We start from the raw sequence: 15,847 nt of genomic DNA, 5'->3' as shown, positions 1-15,847 counted from the left end.
TGTGCCCTGCCCCCGGCAGGGCACAGGCCCACAGATCTGACAACCTCACGCTTCCGGGGTCGTCAGGGCCTTCAAGAGGTGGGGGGTCACCTGTTCGATCTGCCAGGGGCGGGCGCCGTGGGCCGCCAGGACCTCGGCCACCGTCTCCGGGGTCGGGTCCGCCGGCGGCTCCCAGCACAGGCGGCGCACCGTGTCCGGGGCGATCAGGTTCTCCTGCGGCATGGTGAGCCGCTCGGCCAGTGCCGAGACCGCCGAGCGGGCCGCCGAGAGGCGGGCGGCCGCCACCGGGTCCTTGTCCGCCCACGCGCGCGGCGGCGGCGGGCCCGTCAGCGGCTGACCGGGCTGCGGCAGCTCGTGCTCCGGGATCGCCCGGGCCCGGTCCACCGCCGCCTGCCACTGCTCCAGCTGCTTGCGGCTCATCCGGTGCCCGTAACCGGGCAGCGCCGCGAGCGCGCTCGCGTTCGCCGGCGCGTTCAGCGCGGCCTCGATGATCGCGGCGTCGCCGAGGACCTTGCCCGGCGAGACGTCCCGCCGCTGGGCGATCTGGTCCCGGGCGGTCCACAGCTCGCGGACCACCGCCATCTGGCGGCGGCGGCGCACCTTGTGCATGCCCGACGTGCGGCGCCAGGGGTCCTTGCGGGGCGGGGCCGGCGGGGCGGCGGCGATGGCCGCGAACTCCTGGCGGGCCCACTCCAGCTTGCCCTGCCGGTCCAGCTCCGCCTCCAGCGCGTCGCGCAGGTCCACCAGCAGCTCCACGTCGAGCGCGGCGTAGCGCAGCCAGGGCTCCGGCAGCGGCCGGGTGGACCAGTCGACGGCCGAGTGGCCCTTCTCCAGGGCGAAGCCGAGGACGTTCTCCACCATGGCGCCGAGCCCCACGCGCGCGAAGCCCGCGAGCCGTCCCGCGAGCTCCGTGTCGAAGAGCCGCGACGGCGTCATGCCTATCTCGCGCAGGCACGGGAGGTCCTGGGTAGCGGCGTGCAGCACCCATTCGGCGTCGGCGATCGCGTCACCGAGAGTGCTCAGGTCGGGGCAGCCGACCGGGTCGACCAGCGCGGATCCGGCGCCTTCGCGGCGCAGCTGGACGAGGTAGGCGCGCTGGCCGTAGCGGTAGCCGGAGGCGCGCTCGGCGTCGACGGCGACGGGGCCGGTGCCCGCCGCGAACGCCGCGACGACCGCGGCCAGGGCATCGCTGTCGGCGACGACCGGCGGGATGCCTTCGCGTGGTTCCAGCAACGGGATCGGCGCCGAATCGACGTCGTCCGGGGGAGCGCCCCCGGTGGTTCGCAGTGTCGTGGCTTCTGCGGTCTCTTGGGCGTCGGTCACCGGTCAAGGGTATCTGTGTATGGCAAGCGCCCGTCGACGGAACGGCCCGTCGACGGGCGCGAAGCCTTACGGAGGGCTTTCCGGGGGCCCCTGCCGGCCCGCCGGAGTCTTCCCTCGCGCCGCCCGCCGGCCACGGGCGGTCAGTGGATGATGCCGGTGCGCAGGGCCACCGCGACCATGCCGGCCCGATCGCCCGTGCCCAGCTTGCGCGCGATCCGGGCGAGGTGGCTCTTGACGGTGAGCGCGGACAGGCCCATCGAGACGCCGATGGCCTTGTTGGACTGGCCCTCCGCAACCAGCCGCAGCACCTCGACCTCCCGGCCGGACAGCTCGCGGTAGCCGCCCGGGTGCCCGGGGGCGCCGGGCGGGCGGCGGTGCATCCGGGCCGCGGCGGCGGAGCCGATGGGTGCGGCACCGGGGCGGCCGGGGAGGCCGAGGTTGGTTCGGGTTCCCGTGACGACGTAGCCCTTGACGCCGCCCGCCAGGGCGTTGCGGACGGCACCGATGTCGTCGGCGGCGGACAGGGCCAGACCGTTGGGCCAGCCCGCGGCACGGGTTTCGGACAAAAGGGTGAGCCCGGAACCGTCGGGGAGGTGGACGTCGGCCACGCAGATGTCGCGCGGGTTGCCGACGCGGGGGCGGGCCTCCGCGATGGACGACGCCTCGATCACGTCTCTGACGCCCAGCGCCCACAAGTGGCGGGTGACGGTGGAGCGGACCCGGGGGTCGGCGACGACGACCATGGCCGTCGGTTTGTTCGGGCGGTAGGCGAGGCTCGCAGGTTGCTCGAGGAGAACGGACACCAAGCCTCCATGGGGGGAGTGGCGTGGACGGCCGGCTCTGGGGGGATAAGCCGGGGCGATCCGTATGGGAAGGGTCACAAGCCTCTTCGGCAGCGAAGCGTCCCGGCTTTAGGGAATGATCACGAATTGATGAGTAACAATTCGGGCAATTAGGACGGTAGAGCGATCAACGACTATGGGGATCGCGGCGCTGCGGGAGGGTCACCACGCCGGTGTCGGGGGCCGTCCCGGGCGGCAGTCCGGCGATCTGGCAGAGCAGATCGCACCAGGCCGCGAGGTGTGCGGCGGTGTCCGGAACGCCGCCGGCCCGGCCCGCCTCACCGGCCTTGGCGCCCGGCTCGGCGGGCGGCTCCTGCGGCGACCACGACGCCCGGATCTCGATCCGCGTCGTCGGCTCCCGCTCCTGGAGGCCGCCGAAGTAGTGCGACCCGGCCCGCGTCACCGTCCCGCTCGGCGCCCCGTACGGCACCCGGCGGGCCTCCAGCGCGCCCGTCAGCCAGGACCAGCACACCTCCGGCAGCAGGGGGTCCGCGGCCATCTCCGGCTCCAGATCCGCGTGGACGAGCGTGACCAGGCGGAACGTGCCGCCCCACGCCTCGTGGCCCGCCGGGTCGTGCAGCAGGATCAGCCGCCCGTCGGCGAGCTCCTCGTCGTCCACGACGACGGCCGCCTCCAGGGCGTAGGAGAAGGGGGCCAGCCGCTGGGGTGGCGGGGTCGCGTCGAGCTCGATCTCGGGGCGCAGGCGCACGCCCTGCAAACCGGCGACTGCTTGCCGGAAGACGGACGGGGAGCCCTCCCCATCCGCGTCGTCCGGACCGTCCGAGAGGTGTCCCTGCGCCGCAGCCATGCCCGGAAGACTAGGCGGAAGGGGGCCTGGTTCCGGGTAGGGACACCCACATGGGCGGGTCACTCGTTCGGCCCGTGCGAAGATTTGGCACATGAGTGAGCGCACGGAGCCCAGCCAGCAGCAGACCGGCCGCACCGCGGCACACGATTCGGCGTTCCTGCGGGCGTGCCGGCGCGAGCCGGTGCCGCACACACCGGTGTGGTTCATGCGGCAGGCCGGCCGCTCGCTGCCCGAGTACCGCAAGGTCCGCGAGGGCACCGCGATGCTGGAGTCCTGCATGCGGCCCGAGCTCGTCACCGAGATCACCCTGCAGCCCGTCCGCCGGCACAACGTCGACGCCGCCATCTTCTTCAGCGACATCGTCGTCCCGCTCAAGGCCATCGGCATCGACCTCGACATCAAGCCCGGCGTCGGCCCCGTCGTCGCCGAGCCGATCCGCACCCGCGCCGACCTGGAGCGGCTGCGCCCGCTCGACGGCGGCGACGTGCCGTACGTGACCGAGGCGATCCGCATGCTGACCGCCGAGCTGGGCACCACCCCGCTCATCGGCTTCGCCGGCGCCCCCTTCACCCTGGCCAGCTACCTGGTCGAGGGCGGGCCCTCGCGCAACCACGAGCACACCAAGGCGCTCATGTACGGCGACCCCGAGCTGTGGGCCGACCTCCTCGACCGCCTCGCCGACATCACCGCCGCCTTCCTGAAGGTGCAGATCGAGGCCGGCGCCTCGGCCGTGCAGCTGTTCGACTCCTGGGTCGGCGCGCTCGCCCCGGCCGACTACCGGCGCTCCGTCATGCCCGCCTCCGCCAAGGTCTTCGACGCCGTCGCCGGCTACGGCGTGCCGCGCATCCACTTCGGCGTCGGCACGGGCGAGCTGCTCGGCCTCATGGGCGAGGCCGGCGCGGACGTCGTCGGCGTCGACTGGCGCATCCCCATGGACGAGGCCGCCCGCCGCGTCGGCCCCGGCAAGGCCCTCCAGGGCAACCTGGACCCGGCCGTCCTCTTCGCCGGGCACGAGGCCGTCCGGGCCAAGGCCGGCGAGGTACTGGACGCGGCGAAGGGCCTGGAAGGCCACGTCTTCAACCTGGGCCACGGCGTGCTGCCCACGACCGACCCGGACGCCCTGACGCGCCTGGTGGAGTTCGTCCACGAGCGCACGTCCCGCTGACGCCGCGCGGGGCGGGGCTCCCCGGCCGGTCTTAAGAAGTGCCGCCCGTCAGCCCCGGCCCGCCGCCCAGCGGCGGGTGACCTCGCTCAGCGCCCGCACCGCCCCGGCCACGAGGCCGTCGTCCATCCGCACCCGGCGGTTGTGCTCCACGTGCAGGAAGGGCACCCCGGCCGCCTCCGCGTAGTCGCCCTCGACGTTGGTGCGCCCTTCCAGGCGGCCGCAGTAGCGCTCCCACACCTCACAGACCTTCAGGTCCTCGGCGCGCAGCGCGCCCGTCAGCCTGCGGGCGGCGGACAGTCCGGCGCTGCCGTTGCCCGTGGAGACGACGACGTCGTGGTCGGGGAGGCTCTGGTCCGCGAAGCCGTGCACCTGGACGGCCGGGAGTTCGCGGTCGGCGAGCGCGTCGGAGACCGCGGCGAAGACGGAGTCGCGGCGGTGCGCCACGTCGGCCTCGTCACCTCCCCCGGCGTTGCGGTGGGCGCCCGCCAGCACCATGACGCCGCCCGGGGTGCCCCGCAGCAGGCCGATGCCGAGCTGTTCGGTGCGCAGGTCGGCGGCGGGGTGCGGAACCTGCACCTGCCAGCGGGCGGGACCGCGCAGATCCACGTAGACCCGGCCCCAGCCGCGCCGCGCCTCGCCGTCCCGGGTGGCGTCGGCGATCTCTGCGACGCGCCGGCCGCCGTCGCGGTCGACGAGGGTGCGGACGGTGTAGCCGGCCGTGGCCAGGGAGCGTTCGGCGCGTGGCCGGTCTCCGTCGAGGAACGCGCGGACGCCGTCGGCGACGGCCCGGCGCTCGCGCGCGGCAGGGACGCGGTAGGCGCCTTCCGGGGTGATGCGGTCGGTGAAGTCGGTGATCCACCGGCCGAGGTCCACGGAGCCGGGCGGGTGGGTGGCGACGGTGTGCCGGTCGGCCGGCCTCTCCGGGCGGGGGCGGTCGGCGGGGCGCGAGCAGCCGGCGAGCACGCTCAGCGCCGCCGTGACCGCCAGCACGGCGGACAGGGCGGCACGAGTGCCGTAACCCCAGCCCGACTTGCGCGTCATGTCCGTAAAAATACCCTGTCGTCGCACTCCGGCCCACAAAACCGCACTCACCGGCCTTTAGGTCAAGTCCCTGACGAATGCACGGACATAAGGCGTGTCTCCACAAGTTTTTGGAAACCCTTTAATTATTGCTTAGGATTCAACGGCTCCTCGACCCACCATCCCGCGCCGCCGACACGTCCTCGCATCCTGCCGACCCGGCAACCCGCGCCGCGGCCGAAAGGATCCCTCTTGTCCGCTCCGCGCGGCACGCGCCGGCGCAAGATGCGCCGCCGCGCCGACATGCCCCTGCTCGGCGGCGCCCGGCCGCCGATCGCCGCGCTGCTCGGGCTGCTGCTGGCGGTGGCGGGCGTGACGGCCCTGGTGCTGGGCGGCAACGACCGGGCGGGGGTCGACACCGCGGTGCTCACCTCGCAGCAGCGGGTGGCCGAGGACGGGGCCCTGTCGCTGCGGGCCTCGCTGGACGAGAGCGTCACCGACCTCCAGCGCGCCGCCGCCCTCTTCTCCGGCCCCCGCCCCGTCGCCGCCGACACGGTCCTGGACAAGCTCGGCAAGGTGTACGGCAAGTGGCGCGGCACCGCGGTCATCGACCCGGCCGGCGGCCTGCTGGCGGCGCGCGGGGAGAACATCCCCCTCGCCACGGTCCTCGACAAGAGCGGGCAGAACGGGCAAGAAGGGCAAGGAGGGGCGGCCCCGGTACCCCGGCTCGTACGGCTCCCCTCCGGCGAGACCCGGATGCTGGTCACGGCCCCGCTGGGCGGCGGCGACCGGCCCCGCCTGCTCGTCGCCTCCGGCACCCTGAACGTCCCGGGCATCTCGACCGGCGAGGACCGCTCCCTCCTCGTCGTCGACTCCGCGGGCACGGTCCTCGCCAGTGACGGCCCGTCCGTCTCCCGGACGGCCTGGGCCAAGCGCGCCGCCAAGTCCGCGGCCGACGCCTCCGCCAGGACGCCCGAGCCGGGCGGCCACCCGGGCGCGGGCGGCCACTTCATGGCCGTCGGCAAGGCCGCCAAGAACGCCAAGAAGGACAGCCGGACCGCCGTCGGCTACGCGGCCGCCGGCCGCGCCCCCGGGGAGACCAGCCCGGCCGGCACCCTAGGCCTGTCGGTGATCACCTCGGTCAAGGTCACCGAAGACGCGTCCGCCGTCCGCACCCAGGCGTTCGGCCTGGTGGCGGCGGCCGTCCTGCTGGTACTCGCCGTCGTCGTGACGTGGGTGCTGATCCGTACCGTCCAGCGGCCGCTGCTCCAGCTGTACCTGGAGAGCCGCAGGCTCGGCCGGGGCGAGCTGGACCGCCCGGTGAAACGATTCCGCGGCCGGGAGCCGGCCCGGATCGGCGCCGCCCTGGAGAGCCTGCGGCAGCAGCGCCTGGGCGGCCGCCCCACCCGCACCGGCCGGGCCCGCGGCGGCTTCGGCACCCGGGGCACCGTCATCGTCTGCGGGGTCCTGCTGCTCGCCTGGGCCGCCCCGCTCCTGCTGCTCCTGAACCGGGCCGGCAGCGGGGTGGACGTCCCCCGGCAGCTCGTCGAGGACCAGCGGCGCCGCACCGACACCGCGGCCGACCGCGTCCGCAAGGCCCTCAACGAGGGCTGGGCGGACGTGGCGTCCGTCGCGGAGATCGTCGGCGCGGGCGGCGGCAAGGAGGGTGCGGACGACGCCGTCCTGCGGACGACGCTGCGCGAACACCCCCGCTACCGCGCGGTCTACGTCCTCGACGGTGACGGCAAGGTCGTCTCCCGCGCCGGTGACTCCCCCCGGCACCCGGGCGGGAAGAAGCCGCACCCGGACTCCGTCGTCCAGCTCAACACCTCCGGCAAGGAGCCGGCCGTCGCCGCCTACGCCGCGGTCCCCGGCGGCAAGGGCCGCACGGTGGTCGGCGAGTACGACCCGCAGTTCCTGATCTCGATGGTCACCCGGCCCGGCCTCGGCAAGGTCTGGCTGGTCGACAAGAAGCACCGGATCATCGCCGCGGACCGCTCGCACGGCTTCCGGGCCTTCACCAAGCTGCCCGGCGCCCACCTGGAGAAGGTGGCCGCCGCCGCCCGCAAGGACGCCAAGAGGACCAGCGGGACGGCCGTGCTGCGCCGCTCCAGCGACTCCGCCATCGTGGCGGCCGCCGGCTTCAGCGGCGGGGGCGCCGTCAAGGACCTGGACTGGCAGGTCGTCAGCGAACAGCCGACCGCCTGGCTGGAGCTGCCCGAGTACACGGCCCAGTGGCACACCATGTTCGCCGGTCTGCTCGGGGTGACCGCGGCCGTCGCCTGCCTGGGCTGGCTGCACATCATCGTCATCCGGCCGCTGCGGAGCCTCGCCGACCGGGCCGAGGCCCTGGCCGGCGGCGACCGCAAGACCGTCCTGTTCCCGCAGCACCACGACGAGGTCGGCGCGGTCGTACGGAACCTGGAGCTCATCCGGCAGCAGCTGGCGCGCCCCTCCGGAAGGAACTGACCCGTGCTCTTCCTCTACACGGTTCTCGTGATCTGCTGCGCCGTCGTGCTGGTCGCCGGGGTGATCGAGCAGCGCCGGCACTTCACCAACCTCGACCTCATCCCGTCCCGGGTGCTCATCAACGGCATCCGCGGCAAGAGCTCCATCACCCGGCTGTGCGCGGGCGCGCTGCGCGGCGGCGGGCTGGTGACCGTCGCCAAGACCACCGGTACCGCCGCGCGCTTCATCCACCCGGACGCCACCGAGGAGCCCGTCTACCGCAAGTTCGGCATCGCCAACGTCGTCGAGCAGATCGGCATCGTGCGGCGCGCCGCCGCCTACCGCCCGCACGCCCTGGTGATCGAGTGCATGGCCGTCATGCCGGCCCTGCAGGAGGTCAACCAGACCAAGCTGATCCGCTCCACCATCGGCGTGCTGTGCAACGTCCGCGAGGACCACCTCGCGGAGATGGGCCCGACCCTGGACGACGTGGCCCGGTCGCTGAGCCGGTCCATGCCGCACGGCGGCATCTGCGTGACGGCCGAGCGCGACCGGCTGCACATCCTCCAGGAGGAGGCCGCCAAGCGGGACTGCCGGCTGATCGCCGTGGACCCGGAGACGGTCAGCGACGCGGAGCTGCGCGGCTTCAGCTGGTTCACCTTCAAGGAGAACGTCGCCATCGCCCTGGCCGTCGCCGACCTCCTCGGCGTCGACCGGGCCACCGCCCTGCGCGGCATGTACGACGCCCCGCCGGACCCGGGCGTGCTGTCCGTGGAGCGCTACCGCACCCGCGAGGGCATGCCGTTCCGCTTCGCCAACATCTTCGCGGCCAACGACCCCGAGTCAACGCTGATGAACGTCGAGCAGCTGCTGAGCCTCGGCGCCGTCGAGCGCCCCCTGCACGTCCTCATCAACTGCCGGCCCGACCGCGTCGAGCGCAACGGCCAGATGGGCGAGCTGATCCCGCGCCTCGCGCCCGACTCGGTCTTCCTGATCGGCCACCCCACCAAGAGCGCCCACGACGCGATCCCCGCCGACTGGCGCGACCGCGTCGTCGACCTCGGCGGCGACAAGCGCGACGCGGGGGAGCTGACCACGGAGATCCTGGGCCGGCTCGGCCCGGGCGCCTCGCTCATCGCCATCGGCAACATCCACGGCCAGGGCGAGCTGCTCCTGGAGCGGCTGGCCGAACTGCCGGCGGACGAGCCGGAGCAGACACACCAGCCGGAGCAGCCCCCGGTGTATGTCCCGACGTACATAGAGCCCACAGGAGAATTCCGTTGATCCCCGCCGTCCTCACACCGGAGATCGCCGCCATCGGGATCGCCCTGGGCCTGCTGTTCTCCCTGGTCTGCTACCTCACCACCAACCTCTCCCCCGGTGGCATGATCACCCCCGGCTGGCTGGCGCTCACCCTCGTCGAGGACCTCCAGCGCGCGGCCATGGTGGTCGGCATCACCGTGCTGACGTACCTGTCGACGCTGCTGCTCCAGCGGTACGTGATCCTCTACGGCAAGCGGCTCTTCGCCGCCGTCGTCCTGACCGGCGTGGTGCTGCAGGCGACCCTCTACGTCATCCTCCAGCAGCAGTTCCCGCTGATGTACGCCAACCAGACGCTCGGCTTCATCGTCCCGGGCCTGATCGCCTATCAGCTGGTCCGCCAGCCCCGGGGCGCGACGCTGCTGGCCACCGGGACGGTGTCGCTCGCCAACTACGTCGTCCTGACCGCCGGCATCCTGCTCGGTTTCATGCCCACCGCCTGACCCTCCCGACCCGCACGGAGCGCAGCCTCATGTCCCGAAAGACGAAGGACCGGAAGAAGAAGGGCGTCGACCGCCGCCGCGCGGTCCACGCGCTGGTGGTGCTCGGGCTGCTCGGCGCGAGCGCGTACCTCACGGTGGAGCTGCGCGAGCAGCAGCCGGACGCCGCGCCGCCGGTCCGGGCCGTGGGGGGCGGCTCCCCCGCCCCGGGCGCCGCGGCGGCGTCCGGGGAGCGCCGCTTCGAGCGGCTGGGCGCCCCGGCCCGTACGGTCGTGCGCGCGGCGGACGGCGCGGTGCTGGCCACGTTCACCGACGGGGCCCGCACGGCGGTCCTCACCGGTCCCAGCCGTACCTTCACCGAGGCCAAGTACACCTCGGCGAAGGTGACGACGGACAGCTGGGTGCGACTGCTGCCACAGCCCTGGAAGGAGGGCGCGGAGAAGGCCGGCTGGTTCACGGAGTGGTTCGGGAAATCCCTCGGCAGCAAGGACCCGGACATCCTCGCTTTCTCCATGGAATACCTGGAGGGGGCCCCGCAGAAAAAGGACGCGCAGGGTCTCGCGTACGCGGGTGACGCCCAGTTCGGGCCGCTGAATCCGAACGGTTCCGAGGCCGGGGACATGCGCCTCGAACAATCCGATTTCTACGACTACCTCGGAATTCCCTACACCTTCCGCGACGGCACGGTGGAACGCCCGGATCCGCAGCGGCTGCGTGCCGTCGACTGCTCGGGCTACGTCCGCACCGTCTTCGGCTACCGGGCGCGCTACCCCCTGCTGGGCAAGGACGTCAAGGGCGACGGGCTGCCGCGCACCGCGAACGGCATGGCCAGGCTCTCCCCCGGCGTCGAGATCCTGGGCCTGACCGGCAAGCGCCCCGAGGCCACGGACAAGCTCCAGCCCGGCGACCTGGTGTTCTTCGACATCGACCGCCGCACGGGCGACCGTCTCGACCACGTCGGCATCTACCTGGGCCTCGACACGGACGGCAAGCCGCGCTTCGTCTCCAGCCGCGAGGAGGCCAACGGCCCGACGTTCGGCGACAAGGGCGGCACGGCCCGCCTGGACGGCAACGGCTTTTACGCGACGGGGCTGCGCAGCGCGAAGAGGCTGTAGCCGTTCCGGGGCTTAGCGGGGTGCACCACCGCTGCGCGGCGGTGTCCTCAATTGCCGGACGGGCTATTCAGCCCGTCCGGCAATTGAGGACAAGGCACAGCAGCCCGTCCGGCAATTGAGGACAAGGCACAGCAGCTCGTCCGGCGTTTGAGGACGCGCCCGCAGGGCGCTCGCCGCCGCAGGCGGCAACGGCAAAGGCAGCGGCTACACCCGCTCCCACGCCCCCAGCGCCAGCCCCGGCTCGGAGCCCCGCTGGCGGGCCACCCTCAGGTGGCCGTCCGTGCCGAGGACCGCGACGACCACCCGGCCGTGCGCGTCCAGGGCGAGGGCCGGCGCCCCCGTGAACTCCTCGCCGGTCTCCGACCAGTGCAGCCCGGCCGTCTCGTCCCCGCAGGGGTACGCGGCGACCGCGGGCAGGCCGGACGCGGCCCGCTGGGCCAGGACCGTGCACGCGTGGCCGTCGAGGACCGCGCGCAGCACGGCGACGGGCCCGCTGCCGGTGCTGCCGAGAGAGACGCCCAGGACGTCGGTCTCGGTGGCCGCCTCCGGGTCGGCCGGCGGGACGTCCGCGGGCAGGACGTGGAGGGTCGAGTCGGCGTCCTCCCGCCAGAAGTGGGTGACGCGGTCGTCCGCGGTGGGGGCCGAGGTGGAGGACCCGGCGGCCGGCTTCGCGGGGACGTTGCGGACGCGCCGCAGCGGCCCGCCGGGCTGCTCCTGCCGCCAGCGCAGGACGAACTCAGCGGCGGGGGCGAGCAGTTCGACGCGCCCGTCGGCCGTGGACCCGGCGGAGAGGCCGTCGAGTACGTGACTGCCCTTCATATCCGCCCAGGCGCCCCAGATCCCGCGGGCGTCCTGGCGCCGCCCGCACACCCCGCCACCGGAGTTGCGGACGAAGACGTGCAGCCCGGCCGCGTCCACGACGGCCTCGGGGGCGCCGATCTGCTCCGCCCGCTGCCGGTCGGAGCCGTGGGGCGTGCCCAGGGAGCGCCAGTTCGTCGTCGCGCGGCCCGGCTGGAACTGGGTGGCGTAGACGATCTCGGTCTCGAAGCGGTCGCCCTCGTCGGACTGGACGGCGCGCTGCCGCACACCGACGAGGTAGACGTACCCCTTGGCGTCCTGCGCTATGGACAGGTACGGCTCCAGGCCGGGCACGTCCAGCAGCTCGGGGCCGGTCCACTCGGGGCCGCCGGGCCGGGTCTCGGTCCAGCGCGCGACACCGCCCTCGGTCGGCGCATAGGCCGTCAGACGGCCGTCGCCGCCCCGCAGAAGCCAGCCGGTGACCGGGGTGGCCGTACGCACTGCCATGACTCGCTGCCAGCCTTTCTCGCAGTCGGGCTCGATTGCGCGTCGCGCGGACCCCGTTTGTCGACCCTCGACAATAACACCGTGCGTGCCGTCGAATTCGGCGGGGAATTGGCGTGCGAGGCTGGGGGCATGACCGGCACAGCGGACCCCCTGGCCCTTCTCGTCGTGGATGCCGCGAATGTCGTCGGCTCGGTGCCCGACGGCTGGTGGCGCGACCGCCGCGGCGCGGCGGAGAAGCTGCGGGACCGGCTCGCGGCCCGCGCGGCGGACGGCGGCCCGCAGGTGGCCCCGGGAGCGCTGGAGCCCCCGCTCGCGGGCCCGCCGGAGGTCGTGCTCGTGGTGGAGGGCGCGGCGCGGGGCGTCGCCCCGGTGCCGGGGGTGCGGGTGGTGTCGGCGGACGGCAGCGGCGACGACGGGATCGTGGCGGAAGTGTCCGGCCGGGCGCCGGGGCGGCGCTGTGTGGTGGTCACGGCCGACCGGGAGCTGCGGGAGCGGGTCGGGGCCCTGGGCGCGGAGACGGTGGGACCGCGGTCCTTGCTCCCCTAAGGCGCGCCCTTAAAGCCGTCCGGGCTGATATCGACCGAGCTCAGCCACGTCAGCCCGTCTGGGGGCACCTCCCAGCGTTAGCTGGGGGAGCTTGAGGACACCGCCGCGCAGCGGTGGTGCACCCCCCACGACCCACCGGACAGACACTCACTGCCCGCCCGCCCGGGCCGGCGCATAGAGAACCGCCCCATCGACCGCCCCCACCCGCACATACCCCCGGTCGAGGATCACCCTCAAAGACGCCACGCGCGAAGGCGCATACGGCTTGCCCCGCGAATCGTCGACGATCAGCGCGGGCGGGCGCAGGCGGAGCTCACGGCGGAAGGCGGGCCAGGAGCCGGGCACGCCGTACCCCTCGCCGACGCGGGAGGGGCCGCGCCCGCCGCTGTAGTTGGTGAGCAGCCCGGCGGTCAGGAAGCGGCTGGCGGGTGCGCGGTCGGCGAACCAGTACTGCTCGGGGTGCATGCCCCAGAACAGCACCCGGGCGGAGGGTTCGGTGCGCTCGCGGACCACGCGCGCGACCTTCAGGGAGTGCGGCAGCTCGGGCGGCTCGCCGGTGATCCCCCAGCCCAGGAAGTACCCGCAGGACAGCACGGACAGGCCCGCGGCCGTGCGCGCGACGCGCCGGGGCAGGGCGCACAGCGCCGAGGTGCCCAGCAGGACGAGGGGCGGGACGAGCTGGAGGTAGTAGTGGCCGAAGAAGTGGAAGCCGGTGGCGACGGCCACCACGGACGCGGCGAGCCACAGCCACAGCTCGGGCGGCGCGGCCCGGCGGCGGGAGAGCACCAGGCAGCCGAGGGGGACGAGGACGCCCGCACAGCCCGCGGCGAGGATGCTCGCGTGGGACGCCGCCCGGCTGATCGCGAGCAGCACCGACCCCTCCACCGAGGCGTACGCCCCGGAACCGGTCACCGACCAGAACAGCAGCCGGCCGGGCCCGGTGAGCCAGGCGACGGCGGCGACGGGCAGGACGAGGCCGAGGGTGAGGGCGACGGCGCCGCCGGTGCGCCGGCGGGCGGTCCACAGGAGCAGCAGGACGGGCACCAGGACCGCTCCCCCGGTCTGTTTGGTGAGCATCGCGGCGGCGACGGCGAGTCCGGCGGCCCCCCAGCGGCCGCGGTCGGCGCACCACATGGCCGCCACGGTCCACGGCACCATGAACACCTCGAAGGTGGCCGCCTGGGCGTCCTCGGGGGCGAGGGCGATGGACATCGGCAGGTACAGGGCGCCCGCGACGCAGCCGGCCCGTTCGCCCCAGCGGCGGCGGGCGAGGGAGGCGAGCAGGACGGCCGTCAGGAGCTGGGCGAGGACCGCGAGGGCTTTGAGGGGCAGCAGCGACCCGTCGCCGAAGAGCGCGAAGCACAGCTCGTAGAGCCAGGGCAGCACGGGGGGCTTGCGGTCGACGGCGGTGCGGTAGAGGACGGCGCCGTGGGCGAGCATCCGGGCCTCGGTGGCGAGGAAGCCCTCGTCGGGGTTCCACAGGGGGCGCAGGAAGGACGGCAGCCGGGTGAGGAGGGCCAGGGCGGCCAGGGCGGGCAGCAGGCGCGTCCAGAAGCGGCCGGTCCCGGGCGCGGCGGGCTCGTAGCCGGGCCGGGCGCGCGGGAGGGGGGCGACCGCCGGGACGGCCACGGGCTGTGCGACGGGCATGCAGGTCAACCTTGGGTGCGTCCTGGGGCGGCGGTCCGCGGTCTCCCCGGGGCTTCTTCCGGGGGGTGCCGCCGGGCGGGCCCGTGGCTCGGGCCCGCCCGGCGGTGGCGCGTCAGGGCACCCGGCTGTGGCGGCGCGAGTAGACGAAGTAGATGAGGACGCCGAGGACCATCCACGCCGCGAACCGCAGCCACGTCTCCCCGGTGAGGTTCAGCATCAGCCACAGCGAGGCCAGGACGGACGCCACGGGCACCAGGGGCACGAGCGGGGTGCGGAACGCCCGGTGCAGGTCGGGGCGGGTGCGGCGGAGGATGATGACGCCGAGGGCGACGACGACGAACGCGAAGAGCGTCCCGATGTTGACGAGCTCGGCGAGGACGTCGATCGAGGTGAAGCCGGCGAGGACGGCGACGACGACGCCGAGCAGGATCGTGGAGCGGTAGGGCGTGCCGAACCGCGGGTGCACGCGGGAGAAGATCCGGGGCAGCAGTCCGTCGCGGCTCATCGCGAAGAACACCCGGCTCTGCCCGAGCAGCAGGATCATGCAGACGGTGGTGAGGCCGACGGCCGCGCCGAAGCTGATGAGCCCGGCCCAGAAGGGGTGCCCGGTCGCCTTGAAGGCGTCCGCCAGGGGCGCGTCCGTGGAGAGGTCGCTGTATTTCTGCATGCCGGTGACGACGATGGACACGGCCACGTAGAGCACCGTGCAGATGGCGAGCGAGCCGAGGATGCCGCGCGGGACGTCGCGCTGGGGGTTGCGGGTCTCCTCGGCGGCGGTGGCGACGATGTCGAAGCCGATGAAGGCGAAGAAGACGACGGCGGCGGCCGAGAAGATGCCCATGACGCCGAAGTTCGAGGGGGCGAAGCCGAAGAGCACCTGGATGAGCGGGGCCTTCACCCCGCCGCCGGCCGCGGTGCCCACGGAGTCGGGGACGAAGGGGTCGTAGTTGGAGCCGGTGATGAAGAACGCCCCGACGACGATCACGATGAGGACGACGGTGACCTTGATGGCGACGACGACGGCCGTCACCCGCGAGGACAGCTTCATCCCGACCACCAGGATCGCGGTCAGCACCAGGACCAGGGCGCAGGCGAGGATGTCGAAGCCGAAGCGGCCCTCGTGGGTGCCTTCCAGCCCCACGGGCAGGTGCCAGCCGGCGTTGTCCATCAGCGAGCGGATGTAGCCGGACCAGCCGACCGCGACGACGGCGCAGCCGAGCGCCAGCTCCAGGATGAGGTCCCAGCCGATGATCCAGGCCGGCAGCTCGCCCAGGGAGGCGTACGAGAAGGTGTACGCGGAGCCGGCCACCGGCACGGTGGAGGCGAATTCGGCGTAGCAGAGGGCGGCGAGCCCGCAGACGACGCCCGCGAGGGCGAAGGCCAGGGCCACCGAGGGGCCGGCGTTCTCCTTGGCGACCTTGCCGGTCAGGACGAAGATGCCGGTGCCGATGACGACGCCGACCCCGAAGACGGTCAGGTCGAGGGACGTGAGGGACTTTTTGAGCGCGTGCTCCGGTTCCTCGGTGTCCCGGATGGACTGTTCCACCGTCTTGGTCCGGAAGATGCCGCGCCTTCCGCGGCTGTTCCGGAGGGGTTGCTGCGTGCTCATCGGCCCACCTCCACCTGTATCGCGCTCTCGGCCGTAGCTCATCCGTGAACTGAGCGAGTGTCCGCGATCATCAGGCCCGTACCGGGGCGGGACCGGCCACCCCCGGCAGGATTCACCCGATGGGACGCAACCGGACATATGCCAACGGGCCGGTCGGACCACCCGGATAGGCGCCGGAGGCGAGGTACTCCTCCCTGATCCGGGCGACGAGGAACACCTCGTAGTCCACGGACAGCGCGTAGGCGGTCATGAGGAGGAA

13 protein-coding genes are annotated in these 15,847 nt (G+C 73.6%); 6 read left to right on the top strand and 7 right to left on the bottom strand.

What is annotated here, in order from left to right; genetic code table 11:
- Positions 1-45: 45 nt before the first annotated feature.
- The 3 genes from ABZ951_RS31890 to ABZ951_RS31880 all read right to left on the bottom strand — a co-directional run bounded on the left by ABZ951_RS31890 (position 46) and on the right by ABZ951_RS31880 (position 2,973).
- Positions 46-1,323 carry an HRDC domain-containing protein gene (locus tag ABZ951_RS31890; RefSeq protein ID WP_361281485.1) on the bottom strand — a complete coding sequence of 426 codons (1,278 nt, stop codon included), beginning with the start codon at positions 1,321-1,323 and terminating at the stop codon, positions 46-48.
- A gap of 140 nt (positions 1,324-1,463) precedes the next feature.
- Positions 1,464-2,126 carry a response regulator transcription factor gene (locus ABZ951_RS31885; protein WP_116214433.1) on the bottom strand — a complete coding sequence of 221 codons (663 nt, stop codon included), beginning with the start codon at positions 2,124-2,126 and terminating at the stop codon, positions 1,464-1,466.
- Between the two features lie 166 nt (positions 2,127-2,292).
- The gene (locus ABZ951_RS31880; protein WP_344090964.1) at positions 2,293-2,973 is read right to left on the bottom strand and encodes a DUF3000 domain-containing protein; all 681 of its coding nucleotides are present in this window, start codon (positions 2,971-2,973) and stop codon (positions 2,293-2,295) included.
- 91 nt (positions 2,974-3,064) lie between these two features.
- On the opposite strand from ABZ951_RS31880, the gene hemE reads away from it, so the two are divergent.
- Positions 3,065-4,138 carry a uroporphyrinogen decarboxylase gene (gene hemE / locus ABZ951_RS31875; protein WP_344090966.1) on the top strand — a complete coding sequence of 358 codons (1,074 nt, stop codon included), beginning with the start codon at positions 3,065-3,067 and terminating at the stop codon, positions 4,136-4,138.
- A gap of 48 nt (positions 4,139-4,186) precedes the next feature.
- Here the strand turns inward: hemE and ABZ951_RS31870 are convergent, their stop codons facing one another.
- Positions 4,187-5,179 (bottom strand): hypothetical protein, encoded by a 993-nt coding sequence (locus ABZ951_RS31870; protein WP_344090970.1) that lies wholly within the window; start codon positions 5,177-5,179, stop codon positions 4,187-4,189.
- A 231-nt stretch (positions 5,180-5,410) separates the two neighbouring features.
- Between ABZ951_RS31870 and ABZ951_RS31865 the strand changes: the two genes are divergently transcribed.
- From ABZ951_RS31865 to ABZ951_RS31850, 4 genes are read left to right on the top strand one after another with little or no spacing between them, the layout of a single operon-like run.
- Positions 5,411-7,627 carry a HAMP domain-containing protein gene (locus ABZ951_RS31865; protein ID WP_344090972.1) on the top strand — a complete coding sequence of 739 codons (2,217 nt, stop codon included), beginning with the start codon at positions 5,411-5,413 and terminating at the stop codon, positions 7,625-7,627.
- Positions 7,628-7,630: 3 nt separating this feature from the next.
- The gene (pgsB, locus tag ABZ951_RS31860; protein ID WP_344090974.1) at positions 7,631-8,890 is read left to right on the top strand and encodes a poly-gamma-glutamate synthase PgsB; all 1,260 of its coding nucleotides are present in this window, start codon (positions 7,631-7,633) and stop codon (positions 8,888-8,890) included.
- Positions 8,887-9,369 (top strand): poly-gamma-glutamate biosynthesis protein PgsC/CapC, encoded by a 483-nt coding sequence (locus ABZ951_RS31855; RefSeq protein WP_130881708.1) that lies wholly within the window; start codon positions 8,887-8,889, stop codon positions 9,367-9,369. Before pgsB ends, ABZ951_RS31855 begins: the two co-directional genes overlap by 4 nt.
- 29 nt (positions 9,370-9,398) lie before the next feature.
- Positions 9,399-10,481: an NlpC/P60 family protein gene (locus tag ABZ951_RS31850; protein WP_344090979.1), complete on the top strand. Its 1,083-nt coding sequence runs from the start codon at positions 9,399-9,401 to the stop codon at positions 10,479-10,481.
- A gap of 204 nt (positions 10,482-10,685) precedes the next feature.
- On the opposite strand, the gene ABZ951_RS31845 is transcribed toward ABZ951_RS31850, so the two are convergent.
- Positions 10,686-11,786, bottom strand: coding sequence for a hypothetical protein (locus ABZ951_RS31845; protein WP_344090981.1), 1,101 nt, complete (start codon positions 11,784-11,786; stop codon positions 10,686-10,688).
- A 129-nt stretch (positions 11,787-11,915) separates the two neighbouring features.
- Between ABZ951_RS31845 and ABZ951_RS31840 the strand changes: the two genes are divergently transcribed.
- Positions 11,916-12,332, top strand: a complete 417-nt coding sequence (locus tag ABZ951_RS31840; RefSeq protein ID WP_344090983.1) for an NTP pyrophosphohydrolase — start codon at positions 11,916-11,918, stop codon at positions 12,330-12,332.
- A gap of 147 nt (positions 12,333-12,479) precedes the next feature.
- On the opposite strand, the gene ABZ951_RS31835 is transcribed toward ABZ951_RS31840, so the two are convergent.
- Both ABZ951_RS31835 and ABZ951_RS31830 read right to left on the bottom strand, forming a co-directional pair.
- Positions 12,480-13,979: a glycosyltransferase family 39 protein gene (locus tag ABZ951_RS31835; protein ID WP_344090985.1), complete on the bottom strand. Its 1,500-nt coding sequence runs from the start codon at positions 13,977-13,979 to the stop codon at positions 12,480-12,482.
- 112 nt (positions 13,980-14,091) lie between these two features.
- A complete protein-coding gene (locus tag ABZ951_RS31830) occupies positions 14,092-15,588 on the bottom strand; it encodes an amino acid permease (RefSeq protein ID WP_344090987.1) in 1,497 nt (498 codons plus the stop codon).
- Positions 15,589-15,847: the final 259 nt, after the last annotated feature.

It is taken from the genome of Streptomyces sp. NPDC046215 (assembly GCF_040646215.1).
GTDB classification, from domain to species: domain Bacteria; phylum Actinomycetota; class Actinomycetes; order Streptomycetales; family Streptomycetaceae; genus Streptomyces; species Streptomyces stramineus.
Note: the sequence above shows the minus strand (reverse complement) of the source record. Positions and strands in the feature narration are given on the sequence as shown.

Coding starts and splice junctions, on each gene's coding strand:
- ABZ951_RS31880 (WP_344090964.1), bottom strand. CDS start 2,973: ATGGCTGCGGCGCAGGGACACCTCTCGGACGGTCCGGACGACGCGGAT.
- hemE (WP_344090966.1), top strand. CDS start 3,065: ATGAGTGAGCGCACGGAGCCCAGCCAGCAGCAGACCGGCCGCACCGCG.
- ABZ951_RS31870 (WP_344090970.1), bottom strand. CDS start 5,179: ATGACGCGCAAGTCGGGCTGGGGTTACGGCACTCGTGCCGCCCTGTCC.
- ABZ951_RS31850 (WP_344090979.1), top strand. CDS start 9,399: ATGTCCCGAAAGACGAAGGACCGGAAGAAGAAGGGCGTCGACCGCCGC.
- ABZ951_RS31845 (WP_344090981.1), bottom strand. CDS start 11,786: ATGGCAGTGCGTACGGCCACCCCGGTCACCGGCTGGCTTCTGCGGGGC.
- ABZ951_RS31840 (WP_344090983.1), top strand. CDS start 11,916: ATGACCGGCACAGCGGACCCCCTGGCCCTTCTCGTCGTGGATGCCGCG.
- ABZ951_RS31835 (WP_344090985.1), bottom strand. CDS start 13,979: ATGCCCGTCGCACAGCCCGTGGCCGTCCCGGCGGTCGCCCCCCTCCCG.
- ABZ951_RS31830 (WP_344090987.1), bottom strand. CDS start 15,588: ATGAGCACGCAGCAACCCCTCCGGAACAGCCGCGGAAGGCGCGGCATC.